16 protein-coding genes are annotated in these 20,467 nt (G+C 57.6%); 11 read left to right on the plus strand and 5 right to left on the minus strand.

What is annotated here, in order from left to right:
- Nucleotides 1-213: 213 nt before the first annotated feature.
- Both ADS46_RS07110 and ADS46_RS07115 read left to right on the plus strand, forming a co-directional pair.
- Entirely contained in the window at nt 214-1,548 is a 1,335-nt protein-coding gene (locus ADS46_RS07110; protein ID WP_156524484.1) for a sensor domain-containing diguanylate cyclase, read from the plus strand.
- 71 nt (nt 1,549-1,619) lie between these two features.
- Entirely contained in the window at nt 1,620-4,070 is a 2,451-nt protein-coding gene (locus tag ADS46_RS07115) for an EAL domain-containing protein (protein ID WP_066318117.1), read from the plus strand.
- A 77-nt stretch (nt 4,071-4,147) separates the two neighbouring features.
- Here the strand turns inward: ADS46_RS07115 and ADS46_RS07120 are convergent, their stop codons facing one another.
- On the minus strand, nt 4,148-5,479 hold the full coding sequence (locus ADS46_RS07120) for a four-carbon acid sugar kinase family protein (protein ID WP_066318119.1): 1,332 nt from the start codon (nt 5,477-5,479) through the stop codon (nt 4,148-4,150).
- A 24-nt stretch (nt 5,480-5,503) separates the two neighbouring features.
- Nucleotides 5,504-6,550 (minus strand): LacI family DNA-binding transcriptional regulator, encoded by a 1,047-nt coding sequence (locus tag ADS46_RS07125; protein ID WP_066318121.1) that lies wholly within the window; start codon nt 6,548-6,550, stop codon nt 5,504-5,506.
- Nucleotides 6,551-6,681: 131 nt separating this feature from the next.
- Here ADS46_RS07125 and ADS46_RS07130 point away from each other — a divergent pair, with 131 nt between their 5' ends.
- From ADS46_RS07130 to ADS46_RS07170, 9 genes are all read left to right on the plus strand, one after another.
- Nucleotides 6,682-7,971, plus strand: coding sequence for a ribulose-bisphosphate carboxylase large subunit family protein (locus tag ADS46_RS07130; RefSeq protein ID WP_234346781.1), 1,290 nt, complete (start codon nt 6,682-6,684; stop codon nt 7,969-7,971).
- A 62-nt stretch (nt 7,972-8,033) separates the two neighbouring features.
- Nucleotides 8,034-9,008 (plus strand): TRAP transporter substrate-binding protein, encoded by a 975-nt coding sequence (locus tag ADS46_RS07135; RefSeq protein WP_066318124.1) that lies wholly within the window; start codon nt 8,034-8,036, stop codon nt 9,006-9,008.
- Between the two features lie 70 nt (nt 9,009-9,078).
- Entirely contained in the window at nt 9,079-9,594 is a 516-nt protein-coding gene (locus ADS46_RS07140; protein WP_066318125.1) for a TRAP transporter small permease, read from the plus strand.
- A gap of 2 nt (nt 9,595-9,596) precedes the next feature.
- A complete protein-coding gene (locus ADS46_RS07145; RefSeq protein ID WP_066318126.1) occupies nt 9,597-10,889 on the plus strand; it encodes a TRAP transporter large permease in 1,293 nt (430 codons plus the stop codon).
- Between the two features lie 40 nt (nt 10,890-10,929).
- On the plus strand, nt 10,930-11,883 hold the full coding sequence (locus tag ADS46_RS07150) for an NAD-dependent epimerase/dehydratase family protein (RefSeq protein WP_066318128.1): 954 nt from the start codon (nt 10,930-10,932) through the stop codon (nt 11,881-11,883).
- Between the two features lie 404 nt (nt 11,884-12,287).
- Nucleotides 12,288-13,895, plus strand: a complete 1,608-nt coding sequence (locus ADS46_RS07155) for a gamma-glutamyltransferase family protein (RefSeq protein WP_066318130.1) — start codon at nt 12,288-12,290, stop codon at nt 13,893-13,895.
- Nucleotides 13,896-13,967: 72 nt separating this feature from the next.
- Nucleotides 13,968-14,966, plus strand: coding sequence for a Bug family tripartite tricarboxylate transporter substrate binding protein (locus ADS46_RS07160; protein WP_199825202.1), 999 nt, complete (start codon nt 13,968-13,970; stop codon nt 14,964-14,966).
- Nucleotides 14,963-15,499, plus strand: coding sequence for a tripartite tricarboxylate transporter TctB family protein (locus ADS46_RS07165; RefSeq protein ID WP_066318132.1), 537 nt, complete (start codon nt 14,963-14,965; stop codon nt 15,497-15,499). The genes ADS46_RS07160 and ADS46_RS07165 overlap by 4 nt, the downstream gene beginning before the upstream one ends.
- A gap of 39 nt (nt 15,500-15,538) precedes the next feature.
- A complete protein-coding gene (locus ADS46_RS07170; protein ID WP_066318134.1) occupies nt 15,539-17,044 on the plus strand; it encodes a tripartite tricarboxylate transporter permease in 1,506 nt (501 codons plus the stop codon).
- A gap of 184 nt (nt 17,045-17,228) precedes the next feature.
- On the opposite strand, the gene ADS46_RS07175 is transcribed toward ADS46_RS07170, so the two are convergent.
- The 3 genes from ADS46_RS07175 to ADS46_RS07185 form a co-directional block, all read right to left on the minus strand.
- Nucleotides 17,229-18,098: a glycine betaine ABC transporter substrate-binding protein gene (locus tag ADS46_RS07175; RefSeq protein WP_066318143.1), complete on the minus strand. Its 870-nt coding sequence runs from the start codon at nt 18,096-18,098 to the stop codon at nt 17,229-17,231.
- 120 nt (nt 18,099-18,218) lie between these two features.
- The gene (locus tag ADS46_RS07180; protein ID WP_066318145.1) at nt 18,219-19,472 is read right to left on the minus strand and encodes a M24 family metallopeptidase; all 1,254 of its coding nucleotides are present in this window, start codon (nt 19,470-19,472) and stop codon (nt 18,219-18,221) included.
- 37 nt (nt 19,473-19,509) lie between these two features.
- The gene (locus tag ADS46_RS07185) at nt 19,510-20,400 is read right to left on the minus strand and encodes a hypothetical protein (RefSeq protein WP_066318146.1); all 891 of its coding nucleotides are present in this window, start codon (nt 20,398-20,400) and stop codon (nt 19,510-19,512) included.
- Nucleotides 20,401-20,467 lie beyond the last annotated feature (67 nt).

The following is a 20,467-nucleotide window of genomic DNA, read 5'->3' on the forward strand; positions in this document are numbered from 1 at the left end:
AAATTGTCAAGTGGTCAGGACTGGCTTTATGCGGCTAGGATTTCCAGCCAAGCTGCGCCATCATTTCGCAGCAAGTCGGTTGGACGTGATGCAATGGTCTTCTTATCGATAACCTGATGGTTTGCTGAATAACGCGAAACAGGCACGATTGATGAAGCCATTCGATATTAATTCAAGCTAAACGGGTGCCCGTCAGTAAATGATGCTATCAGTGTGTTTTTGGCAGAGAGGTTCACCATGAATCTTTCCTCCGAATTGCGTTTGCAGGCGATTATCGATGGCACCAGAGCTGGCACCTGGGAATGGAATGTCAAAACCGGGGAGGTGATTTTCAATGAACGCTGGGCCACCATGCTTGGCTACACATTGGAAGACATTCAGCCGCTTTCCATCGAAACCTGGAACCGCGCCTGCCATCCCGACGACTTGAAGCACTCCTATACGCTGATCGACCAGCATTTGAACAACCAAATTCCCTTCTATGAGTGCCTATGCCGGGTGCGTCGCAAAGACGGCAGCTGGTGCTGGATTCAAGACCGCGGCATGCTGGTCAGGGAGCCAGATGGCACGCCCACCGACTGGATGATGGGCACACACATAGACGTTTCCATCGAGCAGGAATCCCGACAGCATCTTGCCCACCTGGCCGCCTCCGTACCAGGCATACTCTTCTCCTTCGAGATGGTTTCTCCGGTGGCTTTGCGCTTCACTTACGTCAGCGAACGTTCTTACAGCTACTTTGGCCTTGATTGCAAAGCCATTGAAAAAGACCCTTGCTTATTTTTCGATGCCATTCATCCGCTTGATTCAGCAGCAGTCCAAGCCGCCGTCAGAGGTTGTTACACGTCCTTATCAGAGGGTGCCTGTCAATTTCGCATGTTCGTCAATGGCACAGAACGTTGGTTCCGGGCAGTCGCGTGCCCTATTCAGGACCCGCTCGGCAAACTCGTTTGGCATGGTATGCTGACCAATATCGATGACCAAAAACAACTGGAAAACACACTGGCCTACCTGTCCATTACCGACGAACTGACGGGACTGTTTAACCGGCGCTATCTGACTCAATCGCTTAACGACGCCATGGCACTTTATCAGCGATACCAGACCCCTTTTTCGCTGATCAGCCTGGATATCGACCATTTCAAGCAAATCAATGACTCACATGGCCATTTGGTGGGTGACCGGGTGCTGACCAAAATCAGCGAGCTGATGAAGCATCGCTTACGAGCGACCGACATCGTCGGTCGTATGGGCGGTGAGGAGTTTTTGGTCTTGTTACCCAACACCCTTGGGGAAGAAGCCAGACAAGTGGCAGAAAACCTGCGTCTGGCGATCAATCAAAGCGAGTATTTAGCAGAAGACAACTCGCCCTTTGCGGTCTCCGTCAGTGGCGGTGTTCTGGAAATGACAGAAGCGATCACCTCCGTCGAAGACTTGCTCAGGCGCTCTGACCGACTGCTCTATGAAGCCAAAGAGGGTGGCCGAAACAGGGTTCTTGCTGAGCAGACTACTTCAGAAAATCAAGGCCTGCCGACGTCCCTAGGATAGCCCGGACGTATGTTAGAGCCCCAGTTTCCAGCAACCGCACGGTAACGCCACTCCCCTAAGGTGCTTTAAAAATGTTACACCCGCCAGACTACAATGATCTCTTTACTGATCTACTAGAGGCACTAGAGACGGTCTGCGATGCCGTTTGTGCGGCGGTCATTGTTAAAGACGAAAATACGCCAAGCCATCGCATCGGTGACCCCGACGCTGCGCAGATGCTTATGAACCTCGACAGTGTCCAGGCGACGCTGGCTGATGGCATTCCTCGATCGGAAATACCACCGCCTGACGCCCCGCTGAACGGCGCGGCTTTCATCGCGGTTGAAGCACTGAGCACTCCCCATCAGGACACACAACCGACGGTGATTGTGTTTGCCGGTAAACATGCAGAGGATATCGAGCGGGCCGTCCAACTCGTGCATGCCCTGACCACGGAAACTGCCAATGAGCTCATGTTCCTTAGGCAGACACCTCTTTTATCGGCGGCTTTTGCGGAAGTCGAATGTGGCGTGACGATTGCCGACCCCAACCTTTTCGACACACCTATCATCTATGCCAACGCCGCTTACGAGCGCATGACAGGATATCCCAGAGCCGAAATATTAGGCCGCAACTGTCGCTTCCTCCAGGGAGAGCATCGCGACCAACCTGGCCTCCAGATAATGCGCAACGCTCTATCGCGGGGGACCGACTGCACCGCCACCGTGACCAATGTTCGCCGCAATGGCGAGCTGTTTGAAAATCAAGTCAAACTCCGCACCATCCGGGCTGACGACGGCAGCATTTCATACATCATTGGCATTCAGGTTGACGTCACTAAAGAACACTCGGCCCTAAATGCACTGGCCCAACAAAAACGGCGCTTCAGAAGCCTGATTCAAACCCAGGCTGGCTATATCTGGCTGATGGATGCCGAGGGTGAGCTTATAGAAGCCCCCGAGCAATGGTTGGCAATAGCCGGTCTGTCATCTAGCGGCTCCCTCGATATGGCGACGATTCACAGTGCGATAGCGCCGGAAGCCGCGGAGGCCTTTCGCGACGGCTGGAGCGAGGCCCTCAGAAACAAGACATCGTTTGAGGTGGCCTACCAGTTACCGGCTCAAAGCCCCTCACCTCGGTGGTTCATGGATCGCATCTCGCCGGTACTGGATGAGGATCACCAACTCGTCGAGTGGATTGGCACCTCTCAGGAAATCACTCAGTTAAAGCGCGCCGAAAAAGACGTTGAAAATGCCGCTTATAAAGATCGACTTACCGGCCTTTTATCTCTGGAAGGCTTCGCCAGGCGCCTGGACGAGCTGATAAGACAGAAAACGCTGCACCCCGCCAGTCCAGTATTGGTGATCGACATCAAGGCGCTTAGAGAAATCAATAATACCCAGGGCCACGACGTCGGGGACGAGGTACTGCAGGAGGTCGCCCAGCGCTTGACGGCAGAGATTGGTGAAAATGGTTTGATCGCGCGTACTGGCGGTGGTGAATTCACGGTTCTGGCGACTCAAGAGCATCAGCGCACTCGGCGCCAACTGCGCGAAAGCATGGCAGCCGTCTTTGATGTGCCGTTTGAAATCAGGGGATTCGCCTTTCACGTCGAGGCGTCGTTCGGCTATACACGTATCCGTACCACTGCCGACGATGCCAGAAAGCTGATGAACGACGCCACACTGGCCATGCATATCAGCCAGCATAATCCAACCTTGACCTGGACCCAGTACACCAAAACCCTCGAAGAGCAAACCCGCAAGAACGTGGACATCACCATGAAACTGCGCCACGCCATTGCAGCCGACCAATTGACACTTTACTACCAGCCCCAGGTTGACCTGGCGAGCGGCCGCATTGTCTCGACAGAAGCCTTGCTACGCTGGCAGCATCCCGAGATTGGCTTTATTCCGCCGGATCAATTCATCCCTCTGGCAGAACAAAGCCAGCTGATTGGCCCAATCGGAGATTGGGTGATACGTCAGGCCTGCCGCGATATCAGGCGCTGGCATGACGCTGGCATCCCCGTCACCCCAGTATCCATCAATCTGTCGCTGATCCAGTTTCAGCTCGGCTCTATGCCGGATACCGTTCAAAAGGCGCTATCCGACTACAACATCGCGCCGGAATTGCTGACGCTTGAAATTACGGAGAGTGTCTTTGAGCAACACTGCCAAACATTGCAGCATGACCTGGAAGCCTTGACCGCAATGGGCGTTCGCCTGTCGCTGGATGACTTCGGCACAGGTTATTCGTCGCTGGGGCATTTAAAAGACTACTTCTTCGACGAAATCAAAATCGACAAAAGCTTTATCAGTCAACTAGACGACAACCCTTACCGCCAGGCCATCGTCAAGGCAGTGATCGTCATCGCTGAAGCGATTGGCGCTGATGTCGTCGCCGAAGGGCTGGAGTCAACAAGTCAGATAGCGATAGTCCGGCAGCTTGGATGCAGCAAAGGCCAGGGATATCACTACAGCCGCCCGGTACCCGAGCCTCGCTGGCGCCAATTACTGATGGAGCAAATACCGCTCGGGTAGATTCTCGACGCGTTTACCCATGCTGTTCATATCATGGGGAAAACGCAAATGCTGATTGCTGGGTATAAAAGCCCTTCTCAAGTAGCAGGATCAGCCGTTCCGCGCTTGACCCGCACCAGCAACTCCTCCCCGCCAATCTGGCCGCCCTTGAGTACGACCTCCAGCCCGTCGACCGGCGAGTCGGTGGCCACCAGCCGACACAGATGGCCGCCCTGAGCCTCATCGAAGGCTACCAGTTCCAGGGCATCGGCCCCGAGTTGCCGCATGGCATGGCTCGAGGTATCACCACCAGCAAAGACAACACGATGAAGATCGCCTGCCTCTCGCAGCTCGCGGGTCAGTCGAGCGAAAACCTCGCCAACGACCGTCGCCAGTCGCTCGGTTGAAAGGTCAGCAATGACATCCGTGTCGCTGCGCGTGGTCGCCACAGCGACATCATGACCCTCTCGGAACATAGCCATCACCTGGCGGGACAGCCGTCGGGCCACGCCAGGCGCATCGCGCATCGCCTCTTCGGGCTGCAGTGGCAGAACGCAACCGCCCTGCGACTCGAAATGCGCCAACTGCATGCGGGTCTGGGGGGAACAACTGCCGGATAGCACCAGCAACCGCGCCACGCCTTGATAGGTGGTCGGCAACGGGTGGCGCTCCACCGTATCGCGGGTCAAGGAACGGCCCACGGCATCTGCCAGCCCCTGAGCAGCAACCGCGAGCGTAGGACGGTGCTCGGCCAGGCGCAGGATCAACTCGGCAGCGTGTTGCAGCTCGGACTGATCGGTGGCATCAAGGACCACGAAACGCTCTGACTCAACGGCCGACCACAATGCCTCCCAGCCGCCGCCCGCCTGACGATAGTCGAGCAGTGTGACCGCCGCTGACGCAATTGTCGTCTGCGAGGCCAGATGACGACGCAAGTCCGCCTCGTTCATCGGGGTCGAGGGGTGATGAGCCATGCCTGGATGCTGATCCAACCGACAGATCTCGCCCTGGTAGCGGGTGAACAGGTGGGAAAATGCGGTGTATCGCCCGAAGTCCGGGGTAGCGGGCATCACCGGCAGAGCGCAGCCCGGCCAGCGTCGGCGGGCCAGCTCCATTACATGCCCGATGCTGCCCACCGTCGGTGATGAATCGAATGTCGAGCAGATCTTGAACTGCATTAGCCTAGGGGCGATCGACTCGATGACTGCAAGGGCCGGCTCGACCTCGGCGGTGATTGCCGACGGCGTCAACCCACGAGCCGTCCCCGCCAGCCCTACCACATCCAGTTCCGTTGCCATGTCGAAGATCGTCTCGGGCGCTGCAGTAGAGAAAAACAGTCGCCCACGAAATCCATGGCGGCAGAACTGCGCCAAATTTTCCGTCGAACCGGTGAAATCGTCGCCATAAAAGGCAACCAGTGGTCTTGTCATTGTTAGCCCCTCTTGCCTGGTTGCTCAGGTGCTCTCTCGCACCTTAAGCTCGTAGCCTATATCAACTCTCGATGAGGCAGGCGATCCGCCCTCCAACTTCGCCAGTAGCATTTTCGCGGCCTCTACGCCCATCTCGTAGCGGGGCACGGTCACGGTTGTCAGGCGTGGCGTCAGGTGCTCACCCAACGACAACCCCAGATACCCGCCGATGGCGATATCCTGTGGCACCCGTACGCCAATCCGATTGGCTTCCAGAATGGCCCCAGCCGCCAGGTTATCGTTGGCGAAATGCAATGCCTGCAGATCAGGACGTGCGTCCAACGCCTCGAGAAACAGTTTCCGCCCTACCTCATACGATGAAGGCTGGTCATCCTGAAATAGCACGTCACTTTCTATCCCAGCTGCTTTCAATGCCTGACGATGCCCTTCATACCGCAGGCGGGCACGATAATCATGCGCCATGCCAGTTCCCAGAAAGGCAATGCGTTGATAGCCCTGCTCGACCAGGTGCCTGGCCATGCAGGCCCCCGCCTCGGTGTTTTCAACCCCAATGTTCATATCGATGCAGGTCTCACCCAACTCCATGATCTCGACTAAAGGACGTCCCCAGGCCTTCAGCCGACGTTCAGCGCTCTCGCGATGCCGGAGACCGGTCATGATCATCCCTGAAGGCGAATAGCCGAGCACCGTATCCACCAGGGAGGCCTCGCGTTCCAGGTCAAAATCCGTGGAGCCCAACAGCACCTGATAACCCGCGGGTTCAAGGGTCTGCTGGATGCCATGGATCACCTCGATATAGGTCAATATCGACAGTGACGGCACCACCACCGGAATCACTCGGGTGCCTGCCGAGGCCAGACCGCCGGCGATCAGATTGGGAACATAGCCCAGTGCGGACACGGCATTGTCGATACGCTCACGCAAACCGGCAGAGACATTCTCGGGCGTATTCAAGGCGCGCGACACCGTGATCGGCGCGACCCCTGCCTCCCGCGCTACGTCCTTGAGCGTGACACGGTTATCACCGTGATGACGCCGACGTTCTCGCCCACCCGTCTTGTTGGTTGACATACCCTTCTCCTATCTATCCCAGTTTGCGTTCCTGGAAGTTTATCCTATGATGAAAAAAATGGTAGCGCTACCAAATCACCAGTGCTAGCTTTCTGAATAGCCATTCGAACCAGTTGGTGAGGAGTAAGCAAATGGCGAGCCAGCCATCATCCGTTGACATGCCGCGCATCAGCGCCAGCTACCGCATCGAAACGCCGCTTGATCCAGAGCGTGCGGCCCTGGCGATGGCTGGCGAGCAATCCTCCGGCACGTTTCTCAAGCTGGCCGGAGAAACCGATGCCCTGCGCGAACGCCATGCCGCCAGGGTAGACGCGGTTACCGCGCTGACAGCATGTGATACGCCCTCACTGCCTGGCTGCTTATCCGGTGACACTTACCAGCAGGCGGATGTCACCTTGTCATGGCCGCTCGAGAATATCGGGGCCAGTCTTTCCAACCTGATGGCGACGATTCTTGGCAACCTCACTGAGCTACGGGAACTTTCCGGATTTCGGCTGACGGATATCGCACTGCCCGATGCGTTCATCAAGGCAATGCCCGGCCCCCAGTTTTCGGTTTCCGGCACACGGCAATTGGCGGGCGTCGACCGGGGCCCGCTGGTGGGCACCATCATCAAGCCCAGTGTAGGCCTCTCCCCCGAGGAAACCGCCGCGCTGGTCAAGCAACTGGTGGAAGCTGGCATCGACTTTATCAAGGATGACGAGCTGATTGCAGATCCCCCCTATTCGCCGTTAGCCGAGCGGGTCCCTGCGGTGATGCGAGTGATCGAGGAACACGCTCAGCGTACCGGGCGCAAGCCCATGTATGCCTTCAACATCACTGGCGACCTCGATGAAATGCGCCAGCGCCATGACCTGGTCCGCGACCATGGCGGTACCTGTGTCATGGCCAGCGTCAACTGGATCGGCATGGGGTCGCTGACGGCACTGAGGCGTCATGCCCAGCTACCGATTCATGGTCACCGCAATGGCTGGGGGCTGTTCTACCGCCATCCGCAGTTGGGTATCGATTATCGCGCCTACCAGACATTACTTCGCCTGGCCGGTGCCGACCATCTGCATGTCAACGGCCTCGGCAGCAAGTTTGCCGAGGCCGATGCCTCGGTGATCGACTCCGCCCGTGCCTGCCTGACCCCATTGCTCGAAGCGCCGGACCGCGACGATCGTGCAATGCCGGTATTTTCGTCGGCACAAACGATCCACCAGGTACCCGCTACGTTCGCGGCGCTCAAGTCGACGGATCTCATTTACACCTGCGGCGGCGGCATCATGGGCCACCCCGATGGAGTCGCCTCTGGCTGCCGCGGCATTCGTGCCGCCTGGGACGCCACCTCCTGCGGAATATCGCTGGAGGAATACGCTAAACAGGAACCCGACCTTGCGGTCGCGTTGCGGGCCTTTAGCCGCCCGTTTTCAGGATGAAGCAACACCGATACGCCATAACAACATCAATACGCCACTACGATATCAAAGAGGTAAGTACCATGAAGACAATAACAGCCAGCAGCATCTTCCTCGTTGGCCTCGCGGCCTTTGGCACGACAACAACGGCCTCGGCCGAGGAGTTGGCCATTGCCATCCACGTCGAACCGTCGCATCCCATGTTCAAGGTGGGCGAACGACTCAAGGAGAGCATCGAAGAAAAGACCGACGGCGAATTCTCGATCACTCTGCTGGGGACCGAGGTGGGCGGCGAACGTGACCACCTCGAGGGGGCCAGTTACGGTGAGTACGCTATCGCCCTGGGTGGCTCGATGCCCATGACCCTATATGCCGAGGAATTTGCCGCCGCCGACCTGCCCTTCGTCTACGGCTCCAGCGAAGAAGCCCGTGAGGTCTACAACGGCGAGACCGGCGAACTGCTCAACGAACAGCTTATCGCCAACGGCAACATGCGCCTCGTCGGACTTTCCGCACGCAATCCGCGCAACCTGACGTCCAACTTCCCAGTCGAGACGCCAGAAGACGTTCAAGAGGTGCGCATGCGGGTGCCCGAGATCGCGCCCTGGATCCAGATTTGGGAAGAGATCGGCGCCCTGCCCAGCCCCATCGCCTGGCCCGAAGTTTACACGTCACTGCAGACCGGCGTGATCGATATGCAGGAAAACCCAGTTGACCTGATCCATGCCGGCAAACTCTACGAGGTACAGAGCCATATCAACCGTACCGAGCATGTCTACTCTTTCTTCCATTGGCTGATGAACGAGGACTTCTACCAGGGGCTTTCCGATGAAAATCGCGACATCATCATCGGTGCGATCGACGAAGCGACCAGCTGGGGTAACGACATGGTCGCCAATGGCCAGGCCGACCTCTACGCGGAGCTTGAGGAACTCGGCATGACCATCGTCGAGCCGGATGTTGCCGCCTTCCGCAGTGCAGCCGAACCCGCGATTCGCGACATTGCCGAGAGCTATCATCCTGCGGTGCGTGACTACGTCTTGTCACTCGTCGAGTAACCGCAAAGGGCGAACCGTTAATTTCGGCGGTTCGCCCACCCATTCCGATGCACATCACCCGGAGGCGCCCGTGAAAATCTCGGAACGCGTTACCCGTGCACTTGATCTGTTCTGGAAGTTGCTGACCGGGGTTGTGATGACAGCTTTCGCGCTGATGCTGATCATCATGGCTGTTCAAGTCATCTCACGCTATGCCCTGGGCATTGCCGTGTCCTGGACCGATGAAGCCTCACGCTATCTCTTCCTGGCCGAAATTTTCCTGGGGTCAGTGCTCGCGCTGCGCTACCAGGAACATATTCGCATCACCATCGTGACCGACATCCTGAGCCCTTCCGTGCGCAACATCATCGCCAGCGTAGCCGATGTGATCTGCGTGCTGGTGCTGCTAATGCTCGTCGCTGGAGCCTGGAACATGATGGACAGAACGGCCGGCATCATGGCCAGCACCTTTCAGATGAGCTTTTCCTACATCTACCTCATACAGATGATTTCCGCGTTGCTCATGATCGCGCTCCTGCTCGGTGAACTTTACCAGCGTCTCATGGGCACCCCCCAACCCACCATCGAAGATGGCAGGAGTGACTGACCATGGAAGTTTTCGTCATCATGTTCGTCGGCTTGATCGTTCTGCTGATGCTCGGGGTTCCCGTGGCATTCGCCATGATCGCCTCTTCGGCCCTTGTACTGGGCTATACCCGTGGCTTTGACGCCATCCCCATGGAAATGATCTCACAGCGGACACTATACGGGGTCAACAGCTTTACCCTTCTGGCGATCCCCGCCTTTCTGCTCATTGGCCGCCTGATGAACAGCGCCGGCATCTCGGACCGTGTCTTCGATGTCGCCCGCACCATGGTCGGCCACTTCAAGGGTGGGCTGGGTCATGTCAATGTCGTCGCCAGCATGCTGTTCGCCGGCATGTCCGGCTCGGCGGTTGCCGATGCCGGCGGACTCGGGGCGCTGGAAATCAAGGCGATGGAGGACGACGGCTACCCGACTGGCTTCAGTGCCGCCGTTACCGCCAGTTCGGCCACTATTGGTCCGATCATCCCACCCAGCATCCCCGCGGTCATCTACGGCGCCCTGGCCAATGCCTCGATCGCCGCCATCTTCCTGGCCTCCATCATTCCCGGGCTTTTCATGGGAATAGGACTGATGGTGATGGTCGCCATTATCTCCCATCGGCGCGGTTTCCCGACGCGGGCAAGGGCACGCTTCAGAGAGTTTACTCTCGCCCTCACGCGGGGCGCACTGCCAATGTTGACCCCCCTGATTATCATCGTGGGGATTCTCTCGGGGGTGTTTACCCCTACCGAGGCGTCGGTGGTAGCGCTGATCTACTGCCTGATCATCTCGTTTCTGGTCTATCGTTCGATCGACATACGCGAGTTCCTGAATATCCTGCGCGCCACCGCCATTGATACCGCTGCGCTACTCTTTATCATCGCCGGGAGTGCGCTTTATAGCTGGGTGTTGGCACGTTATCAGGTGACCGCGCTGGTGGCGGATTTTCTGCTGGCAACGGTGACCGACCCACTCAGCCTGCTGCTCTTGCTGGCCCTGTTCATCCTCCTGATCGGGCTCTTTATTGATTCGGTTCCGGCGCTGTTCCTGCTGACCCCGCTACTGGTCCCGGTGGTAATGCAATACGGCATCGATCCCGTGCATTTTGGGGTGGTCATGATTTTCACCCTGATGATCGGCTTGATCACACCGCCTGTCGGCACTGTGCTGTTCACGATACAGAAGATCACCGGCATGCCGTTCTCGGACCTGGTACGGGAAATACTCCCGTTCTACATACCGCTTTTCGCGGTATTGCTGATCATCATCCTGTTCCCAGCGGTCGTCATGTTTCTACCTAACCTGGTACTCAACTAGGGCAGCAACGCCTGTCCAAGACAACGAGGAGATTCACAACATGTCTGTTCTCATTACGGGGGGGCTCGGCCACGTCGGCTCCTGGGTGGCCTACCAACTGGCCAAGCAAGGCAAGCAAGTCATCATCTGCGACATGGCGGCCGGCCATTTCGATCGGCTGGGTCTCGACTATCTGGAGGAGGTACGCGACAAGTTAGTGCTGGAAGCCGTCGATGTCCTCGACTATCACAGTATGTTCGAGCTTTTCCTTCGTCATCAGGACGAACTGGAAGGCGTCATTCATGGGGTCTCGGTCATCGCCGGTCCCACCTTCCAACAACGGCCCTTCAAGAACATTTCGATCAACGCGACGGGTACCTTGAACGTACTCGAAATCTGTCGAATTCTGGGTATCAACAAGGTCGTGAACATGAGCTCCGGCGCCGTCTACGGCGATGCCCCGGGCCCCCAAAGCGAAGCGACGCCTTACAAAGCGACCGATCTTTATGGGGCCACCAAGATTGCCGGTGAGCTCTATGGCTTGCAGTACAGTGACACCTACGGAATGGACGTACGCAACGCACGGCTGTTCTTCGTCTACGGCCCTGGCAAGCGCCCGTCGCACATGCATATGGTCTACCAGGGATTGTTTGGCCCGCTGGAAGGGCTTGACGATATCCAGGCACCCAACGGCGCCGAGCAGGCCCTGGACTGGACTCATGTACACGATACGGCGGCCGGCATCGTCAAATTGTTCGAGAAGGACAGTGTCGTCCAGCGCAATTTCAACATCTCCAGCGGGGTCAGCGTCGACCATCTGCAGATCGTCGAACACGTCGCCGAGATCACGGGCAAGCGGGCCAACGTCAAGCTCGGCCCCGGTCCCTTCGTCGTCAGAGGTGCACCGCTGGATATCTCGTTGGCCCAGCAGGAGCTAGGCTTCACGCCCAGGTTCACTGACATTCGCGAAGGCATCCGCGACTACTGGCAGTGGCTGAAATCCAACGCCAATTGAGGGGAGCAATGGGAGCCCGCTGAACGCATTCGCCGCACGATCTGCGAAGAATGCGTCTTATCCGGTGAAAAATGGCTGGCTACCTCAAAGGGGTGAAGCTGGCCATCGTTTACGACGCTCATACAGCCACTTTGCCTACCCAACCCCGCCATCAGAACGGACCATCTCGCCTCGCCTGAACAACGACTAAACACTGAGGGATCACCCGGCACAATGCCTGTGGCCGCATAATCGGGCGAATGCCCTGCCACTGACTCATCACACTGAAGGTTGACGCTGCTTTCTACCACAACATATATTCTAGAAAAGATAATCGATTTTTTAGAAGAAAAGATAACACCATCACCAAAATCAATTTTTAATACGAAAGCTCGACTGCCGACGCCACAAGCAAGGAACCCAGAATGCAATTCGATGCGCGTTATTACCCAAGCCCCTCCCGCCGTATGGCAACCTTTGGCCGTCGTGGCATGGTTGCCACCTCACAGCCTCTGGGTGCCGAAGCCGGTATGCAGATCCTGCGTCAGGGTGGTAATGCCGTGGATGCAGCGATCGCCACCGCTGCCGCCCTCACCGTAGTGGAGCCGACGTCCAACGGCCTGGGTAGTGACGCTTTCGCCATCGTATGGATGAATGGCGAGCTCCACGGCCTGAATGCCAGTGGCCCCGCGCCACAGTCGGCCACGATCGAGGCCGTCAAAGGAATGGGTCACGACGCCATGCCCGAGCACGGCCTCATTCCCGTGACGGTCCCCGGTGCTCCCGCTGCCTGGGCCACGCTGTCCGAACGTTTTGGCCGCCTGCCGTTTGCCGACCTTCTGGCACCGGCCATTAGCCTGGCCGAAGAAGGCTTCCCGATCTCTCCCTTGGTCAGCCAGCTATGGGAAGACGGTTATCAGGCCTTTAGCCGCCACGACGAAGCCGCCTTTAAACCGTGGTTCGACACCTTCGCACCCAAGGGTCATGCGCCCCGCCCAGGCGATATGTGGGCGTCGCCTGATCATGCACAAAGTCTGCGCTTGATTGCAGACACCCACGCCCGGGCTTTCTATGAAGGAGAACTGGCCGACCGTATCGACGCCTTCTTCCGTGAGCACGGGGGATTGCTACGCAAAGAGGACCTCGCGGCCTTTACGCCGGAGTGGGTAACCCCCATCAGTACGCGCTATCGCGACCATGAAATCTGGGAAATACCGCCCAACGGCTGCGGAATGATCGCGCTTCAGGCACTCGGCATGCTCGATCACCTTGGCGAGGAAGGAAGAGACCCCGTCGAGACACTGCACCGCCGCATCGAGGCCACCAAGCTCGCCTACGTGGACGGGCTGCATCACATCACGGACCCCGAGGCAATGAAACCGAGCGTCGCTCAGATGCTGGACATTGACTACCTGAAGAGCCGTGCGGCCACCATCGGTGAGAAAGCAATGGATCCAGTGCACGGCAATCCCATCACCGGGGGCACGGTCTATCTCGCCACGGCGGACGCCGAAGGCAACATGGTTTCCTTCATACAGAGCAACTTCAAAGGCTTCGGCTCAGGCATCGTCGTCCCGGGCACGGGCATCAGCCTCCAGAACCGCGGCTGGTCCTTCAAGCTGGATGAGGGGCACACCAACGCCCTGGCGCCTGGCAAACGCACCTACCACACCATCATTCCCGGGTTTATCACCCGCAACGGCCAGGCAGTGGGACCGTTCGGGGTCATGGGGGGCTTCATGCAACCCCAGGGCCATGTCCAGGTCATCACGGGGATGCTGGATGACGCCCTGAACCCTCAGGCGGCGCTGGACACACCACGCTGGCAGTGGACGGGAGGCCGCACTGTCGAAGTCGAACCCCACTTTCCTGACCACCTTGCACAGGCCCTCGCGCGCCGAGGCCATCACATCGTCAAGAAAGCAGATTCCGTGAGTTTCGGTCGTGGGCAGATCATTCTGCGCGACGCGGAAACCGGGGTGCTCTGCGGCGGCACTGAGCCCCGCACCGACGCCGCGGTACTGCCCTGGTAACCGCCTGGGCATGAAGCCGAGCGGAACGGTGTTGCGGTCGGCAATGCAATCAAAAAGACAAGGAGATGCACCATGCAAGCTGGACATTCGAAAGCCAATGACACCGCCTCACCCTGGTCGCGCCGAGTTCTCACCGCCATGGCCGGTGCCGTACTTGCCGTTGGCTGCGCCTCGGCGAGCGCGCAGGAACCCACCTACCCTGAAGACCCCGTCGAATTCATCGTGCCCTGGGGGCCGGGTGGCGGTAGCGACATTCTGATGCGCCTGGTGTCCAACCACATTGAAGATCATCTGGGCCAACCGCTGCCGGTGATCAACATGCCTGGCGTCAGTGGAACCGTCGGCCTTGCTGACCTGGCAGAACGCCCTAACGATGGGTACACGGTCGGCCAGATCCATGATGGTTTCCTTGTCTCTCACCACACCGGGCTGACACCGCTCAACTGGGACGACTTCGAACCCGTTGGCTCGATCACCGCCTCACCACAGTACCTCACCGTCAACCCAGATAATGGCTGGGAGACGATGGAAGACTTCGTCGACTATGCCAGCGAGAACCCCGGCGAGATTCGTTTCGGTGTGACCCTTGGCGGTGTTCCTCACCTGCACGCCGCGATGATCGCTGAGGCTGAGGGTCTGGACTTCCGCTTCGTCGGCTTTGAAGGCACCGGCGAGCGCATCCGCGCCCTGGTAGGCGGGCACATTGATGCCGCCATGGGTGATATCGCCTCCAGTAACCAGTTTGTCGAAAACGGTGACCTGTCGTTCCTGGCGGTGGGCCACACCGAGCGCATGGCCCAGACGCCCGATGTACCGACCATGATGGAACTGGGTTATGAGGACCTGCAGCTGTCGATCCTCAGGGGGCTTATTGCACCGAAGGGTACACCGGAAGATCACATCGATGTACTGGCGGCAGCGCTGGAAGCCACCTCTAACGATGAGGATTTTGTCCGCGCCGTCAACAACTCGGGCGCTGAGGTTCAATTCATGGGGCCCGACGAGTTCCGCGCCCACCTGGAACGTCTCAATGCCACGGTTGAACGCCTCGCAGGGCAGCTGCAGCAATGAGTGATGTCAATCGCAACGCCCGGTCATTGGATGACCGGGCACCTATCGACGCCAAGCGAGCCAAGGCGTGGGGGCATATTCTTTTCAATGCCATCCTCGCCCTGCTATTCGCGTTCATGTTCATGCGTGCAGGCGAGCTTCCCTCTTCGATGTGGGAGCCCTTGGGAGCAGGGACTTTCCCAAGGATTGTGCTTGCGCTACTGGTCGCTTTTAACGTGATGATCATCGCCAAGGAACTACCCAAACTCAGGCAGACTTCGGCACTTTCGAAAGGAGCCGTTCGCGCCTGGCTGATCGAGCACCGGCTCGCCTTTGGGGTACTGATCCTGTTCGCCCTGATGACCGTAGCCGTTCCTGTTATTGGCTTTCGCTGGGCCAACCTTCCGTTCCTGATCGGCTGCCAATATCTGCTGGGCGCACGCAGCACCAAGGCATTGATCATCGCGACGGTAGTCGCACTGGCGTTGTCATTCGGCCTGGACAGCCTGTTCCGCCATGTTTTCACCATTTCGCTGCCGCGCGGCATGTGGTGACGAGCACCGTTATCGGTACATCGTTACAAGGAACCTCTCATGCTAGAAGCCATCCTTTTAGGAGCTGATCAGCTCTTTACCTTCACGACCATGCTCACCATGATGGTGGGGGTAACGGTGGGTGTCATCGCCGCCGCCATTCCAGGCTTCACCATCACCATGGCGATTGTCCTGACATTGCCACTGACCTTCACCATGCCTCCGCTGCAAGGCGTGGCGACCATGCTGGCCGTGTACATCGGCGGCTACACCGGCGGCATGATCAGTGCCGCATTGCTTGGCATCCCCGGCACACCCTCTGCGGTAGCCACCACCTTTGATGCCTACCCCATGTCACGCAACGGTGAACCAGGGCGAGCCTTGGCCCTGGGCATTTGGGCCTCCTTCTTCGGTACCCTGGTCAGTACCCTGGTTCTCATTGTCGCGGCACCGCCGTTGGCGCTCATTGCCGTGAAGCTGGGTGCATGGGAATATTTCTCACTGGTGATATTTGCCCTGACCATCGTGGCAAGTTTGGTAGGGCGCTCAATGATACGAGGCCTGTTTGCCGGTCTGTTGGGCTTGCTGATTGCCACCGTTGGCGCCGACCCGCTAATGGGCGTGACCCGGTTTACCTTTGACCTGCGCGTGCTCTCGGCGGGCATTCCCTTCCTGGTCGTGCTGATCGGCATCTATGCCGTAAGTCAACTGCTGAAGGAAGTGGAAAACCCCGACCAGGTGCAACATGGCCGCCAACTGATCACCGGGCGGATCGAATTTCACCCCTTTGCGGCCCTGCGCGAAGTCCTGATGAACCCCATCAACCTGCTACGCTCGTCCATGGTCGGGGTATTCATCGGTGCCGTACCCGGGGCGGGGGGCAGCATCGCCAACCTGCTCGCCTATGACCAGGCCAAGCGAGGCTCCCGTCGTCCTGAAGACTTCGGCAAGGGCAGCAGCGAAGGCGTCATTGCCTCAGAGTCCGGCAACTCGGCCACTTCCGGTGGCGGCCTGATTCCCATGATCGCCCTGGGAATTCCCGGCAGTGCCGTGGATGCCGTGCTGATGGCAGCCTTGATGGTGCACGGTATCGGGGTCGGTCCTCGTCTTATCATGGACCACGCCGATACGGTCTATGGCATGTTCATGGCCATGTTCGTCGCCGGTGCCATGATGCTGGTCATCTGCCTTTTCAGCATGCGTTTGTTCCTCAAGGTCACCAGCATTCCAAAATCAATCATCGTCCCGGTGGTGCTGACCTGCTGCCTGGTGGGCGCCTTTACCCTGAATAACCGCGTCACTGATATCTACCTGCTGCTGGGCATCGGCGTGGTCGGCTACATCATGACCAAGCTCGACTACCCACTGGCACCGCTGGTGCTTGGTGTGATTCTGGGTCCCATCGCCGAAACCAACCTGCGCCGTGCGTTGATGACCAATGAAGACTGGACGTTGTTCTTTACGCGGCCGATCTCTGCGGTGCTCCTCGGGCTTGCGGTCATTTCTATCGTGTTGGCCATTCGCTACCACTTGCGAGAGAACCGCCAAAAGCCGCAAGACACTTAACCTCAAACGCCACCTAAAAGGCCTGAACTCCTTGTGGTAAGAGTTCAGGCCTTGGGATACCGCAAGCTGTTGACCACGACGTTATTCACCTGACATTCATTTATCACAGGGACGATATTTAGAAGCCCTTCAGGCGGCCATGGTCATCTTCTGTTTCAATGATAGACACTGAAATAGTGCTGAACTATTCCCCATCGCCAGCAGCTAACCATTCATCAATCAAGTCACGATTTTCATCGATCCAGGTCTGGGCACCTTCCACCGGGTCGCCGGTTTGCTCGATTTCGGCCATCAAGCCACCCAATGTATCGTCGTTCATGTGCCAGTCATTGAGTACAGCCGTTAGCCAGGGATCATCGTCTCCGAAATCTTTGCGCGACATCCAATGAATATCATCGCTTTCGCCGTAAACGCCTTCAGGATCTTCCAGATACTTGAGGTCGTACTCAGCAAAGGCCCAGTGCGGGCTCCACAGTGTCACGACGATCGGCTCTTCGCGCTGATAAGCATCATCAAGCGCCGCCATCATCGCCGGTCCAGAGCTGTTAACTTGATTAAAGGGCAATTCGTAGACGTCTATCGCATCGTCGGTAGAGCCTGCAATTGCTGAGCCTGAATCAATGCCAAGAATCGTTGGACGACCCTGGTACTCATAAGCGTCGGCGTTTTCGCCAAGTTCAGGGATGGTGTCGATGTCGACGTAGCTTGGCACCACCAGGCCCAACCCAGTGCCTTCGTACCAAACATCGTGCACGTCGATCTCATCCTTGTGGGGCTCAAGGAAAGAAGCATCCGTGGTGGGTAGCCAGATCTCCATGGAAAGATCGATATCTTCGTTGGCCAGACCACTGTAAAGCACGCTCTTGCTGACATCGGAGAGTTCGATGTCATACCCATGCTCTTCTTCCAGAATGATCTTCCACATGTTGGCGACGGCAATGTTCTCGGCCCAGTTGTTGGTGCCGATCACCAATGACTTGTGATCGTCTGCCTGAACGCCAGTTATCGCTGCCAAAAGCCCTACCATCAAGACCGATGATGACATTTTATTCATACCAAGTTCCTTCCTTTTGTTTTAGCCATTCTAAAAAGTCAATCGTATCAGGTTATTATCGAATGACGATCGACATTACCGAATAGCCATCATGAGAAAAAAGAATGCAGCGCCGTTTCACTAGGTGTATCCCAGCAACCTGGAATCGAAGGGATAATCGGACAGTAACTCCACTTTTCCGTCGTCGCGTACGTAGAGCTGTTCTTCAAGCTTGACGCCCTCACCCCCCTCTTCGTGGCCGATAAAACTCTCCACGCAAAGCGTCATTCCCGGCTCGATAATTCCGTCGTAGCCCTTGTCGTCGATATCCTCACGATGAACGATGTAGGGATACTCGCCATTCATGCCAACGCCATGCGCCAAGGCAAAGTAACGGCGCGCCTTGTAGGCTTCTGGCAGTCGCCAGGCACGCTCGGCGTATTCCTTGAAACTGATGCCGGGCTGGATGTTTTCCATATTGGTACGTATCTGTTCATAAGCCATGGCGTAGAGATCCTTCTGCGCCTGGCTTGCCTGGCCATCGCCACACAGGAAAGTGCGAGAGAAGTCGGCATAATAGCCGTAGCGCCCAACCACGTCGGTATCCAGCGCCACCAGTTCGCCATCCTGGATGATGCGATCTGAACACTCCTGGAACCATGGGTTGGTGCGCGGCCCAGAGTTCATCAGTCGCGTCTCGACAAAATCAGCGTCGGTTTCGATGATGTGCTGGTGCAGCCGTGACCACACGGCGTTCTCACTCACTCCCGGCTTGATCGCCCTTTCAAGATGACGAACACCATCTTCTACCGCACGAAGCGACGAACGCACCATCTTGATCTCATTGGGTACCTTAATGGCACGCGCCAACTCCAGTGGCGCCTGTGCATCCAATACCTCTAAGCCACCCCTCTGCAGCATGAAGGCCGCTTCCGGCGTGGCGCTTTCGATGCCGATACGCTTACCGCCTCCACATTGACGAACGAGATCGATGATCTCGTCCGCCCAGGCGCGGGTCACCGCCTCGGTGTTCTTCTCATTGAAGTAATAGGAAATTGCCTTCGCCGGGCGAATCTCATCCACCGTTGGCAGGTGCTTGGCGAGGTGTTCGCAGCCGGAAAACTCGAACAAAACCACTGGCCCTTCGGCGGGGACGAACGCATAGCGTGCCGGGTTGCGCGAGCTGTAGACCTGCATGTTGCGCGACCCTGTGGCATAACGTACGTGTGCCGGATCGAAGAGCACGACCGCGGTCATGTCGCGTTTGACGAGTTCACGTCGTACCCGGCCAAGGCGGTCAAGTAATACCTGTTCGATCTCGGCGTGCGTCGGTTCGCAATCGCTGGGTTCGTGGGTCGGCGGAAGAATGCCGAGGGTATCGAGATCCATCTTCATGGTCTCTCCTCTTCATGGAAAATATAGGAAGGCGTGCTTAGTCGATCAGTCCGTCAGTACGCTCGGCATAGCGGGCTTCTGCCTGGATATGCTGCTCGGCGACACGCCCGTACAGCTGGCGTGTGCGTTCCAGCTTGCCGACCACGCCGGGCTGCTGCGAATAGGCGAAAATGGCCGTCAATCTTGGCGTATCACCTTGCACCTCTGAGACGCGGTGCAGACTGAAGCGCCCTTTGAAAAGCTGTAGATCCCCCGGACGCAGATCCAAACGCTTTACAGGTGTTGAGTCATCCTCACGAATCACCGCCCTGACACCGGAATAGTTTTCGTCCTGCGGTGTACGAATACCCGGGCAATACTCGAAAACGCCGCCCGCCTCGGGCTGCTGCGTCATCATGGTGACGATGAATTCGTTGGTGTCGTAGTGCCACGGCTGCTGAGTACCATCAGGCAATACGTTGAGCACGAGGCCAGCAAAGGGGTCGGCATACTCGTAAATTTGCTCTTCGCCAAGACAGCGTGCCACCAGCGACTTCATTGCCCTGGAGACATAGAGCCTATGAATCAGGCTATCCGCCGTGATCATGTCCCGTGTAACGAAACCGCTGGTACGCGTCATGAATATCCGGCGGGGATCATCATCCGGCAGCGAGGGGTCATCAGCCGTAAAATAGGCGTTGACCTGGCGCGTGTTGAAGAAACTCTTCTCGGCCATGCGCGCGCTCTCTAATCGTGCCTGTTCGAGTACGCTCGGGTGCAGAAACCCACGAAGCACCGCACAGCCCTCACGATCAAGATCACGCCGGGCAGACTCAATGACCTCAACCAGCGACGAACTATTGGGGTCATCGAGTGGATAGCGTTCGGTATTGACGAAGGCAGACAGATCCAGGCGCTCGGCATCCGCCAACTGGTCAGCGTTCAGCATTGCATTATCCTCCAGCAGTAAAACAGGCACCGGGCTTGGCACCCGGGCTTATCTGGAGGCATAGTGA

The organism is Halomonas sp. G11 (assembly GCF_001663515.1).
Taxonomy (GTDB): domain Bacteria; phylum Pseudomonadota; class Gammaproteobacteria; order Pseudomonadales; family Halomonadaceae; genus Vreelandella.

Excerpts from the sequence above, each read along its gene's own strand:
- ADS46_RS07115 (WP_066318117.1), top strand. The coding sequence starts at position 1,620 with ATGTTACACCCGCCAGACTACAATGATCTCTTTACTGATCTACTAGAG.
- ADS46_RS07120 (WP_066318119.1), bottom strand. The coding sequence starts at position 5,479 with ATGACAAGACCACTGGTTGCCTTTTATGGCGACGATTTCACCGGTTCG.
- ADS46_RS07125 (WP_066318121.1), bottom strand. The coding sequence starts at position 6,550 with ATGTCAACCAACAAGACGGGTGGGCGAGAACGTCGGCGTCATCACGGT.
- ADS46_RS07130 (WP_234346781.1), top strand. The coding sequence starts at position 6,682 with ATGGCGAGCCAGCCATCATCCGTTGACATGCCGCGCATCAGCGCCAGC.
- ADS46_RS07135 (WP_066318124.1), top strand. The coding sequence starts at position 8,034 with ATGAAGACAATAACAGCCAGCAGCATCTTCCTCGTTGGCCTCGCGGCC.
- ADS46_RS07145 (WP_066318126.1), top strand. The coding sequence starts at position 9,597 with ATGGAAGTTTTCGTCATCATGTTCGTCGGCTTGATCGTTCTGCTGATG.
- ADS46_RS07150 (WP_066318128.1), top strand. The coding sequence starts at position 10,930 with ATGTCTGTTCTCATTACGGGGGGGCTCGGCCACGTCGGCTCCTGGGTG.
- ADS46_RS07155 (WP_066318130.1), top strand. The coding sequence starts at position 12,288 with ATGCAATTCGATGCGCGTTATTACCCAAGCCCCTCCCGCCGTATGGCA.
- ADS46_RS07160 (WP_199825202.1), top strand. The coding sequence starts at position 13,968 with ATGCAAGCTGGACATTCGAAAGCCAATGACACCGCCTCACCCTGGTCG.
- ADS46_RS07165 (WP_066318132.1), top strand. The coding sequence starts at position 14,963 with ATGAGTGATGTCAATCGCAACGCCCGGTCATTGGATGACCGGGCACCT.
- ADS46_RS07170 (WP_066318134.1), top strand. The coding sequence starts at position 15,539 with ATGCTAGAAGCCATCCTTTTAGGAGCTGATCAGCTCTTTACCTTCACG.
- ADS46_RS07175 (WP_066318143.1), bottom strand. The coding sequence starts at position 18,098 with ATGAATAAAATGTCATCATCGGTCTTGATGGTAGGGCTTTTGGCAGCG.
- ADS46_RS07180 (WP_066318145.1), bottom strand. The coding sequence starts at position 19,472 with ATGAAGATGGATCTCGATACCCTCGGCATTCTTCCGCCGACCCACGAA.
- ADS46_RS07185 (WP_066318146.1), bottom strand. The coding sequence starts at position 20,400 with ATGCTGAACGCTGACCAGTTGGCGGATGCCGAGCGCCTGGATCTGTCT.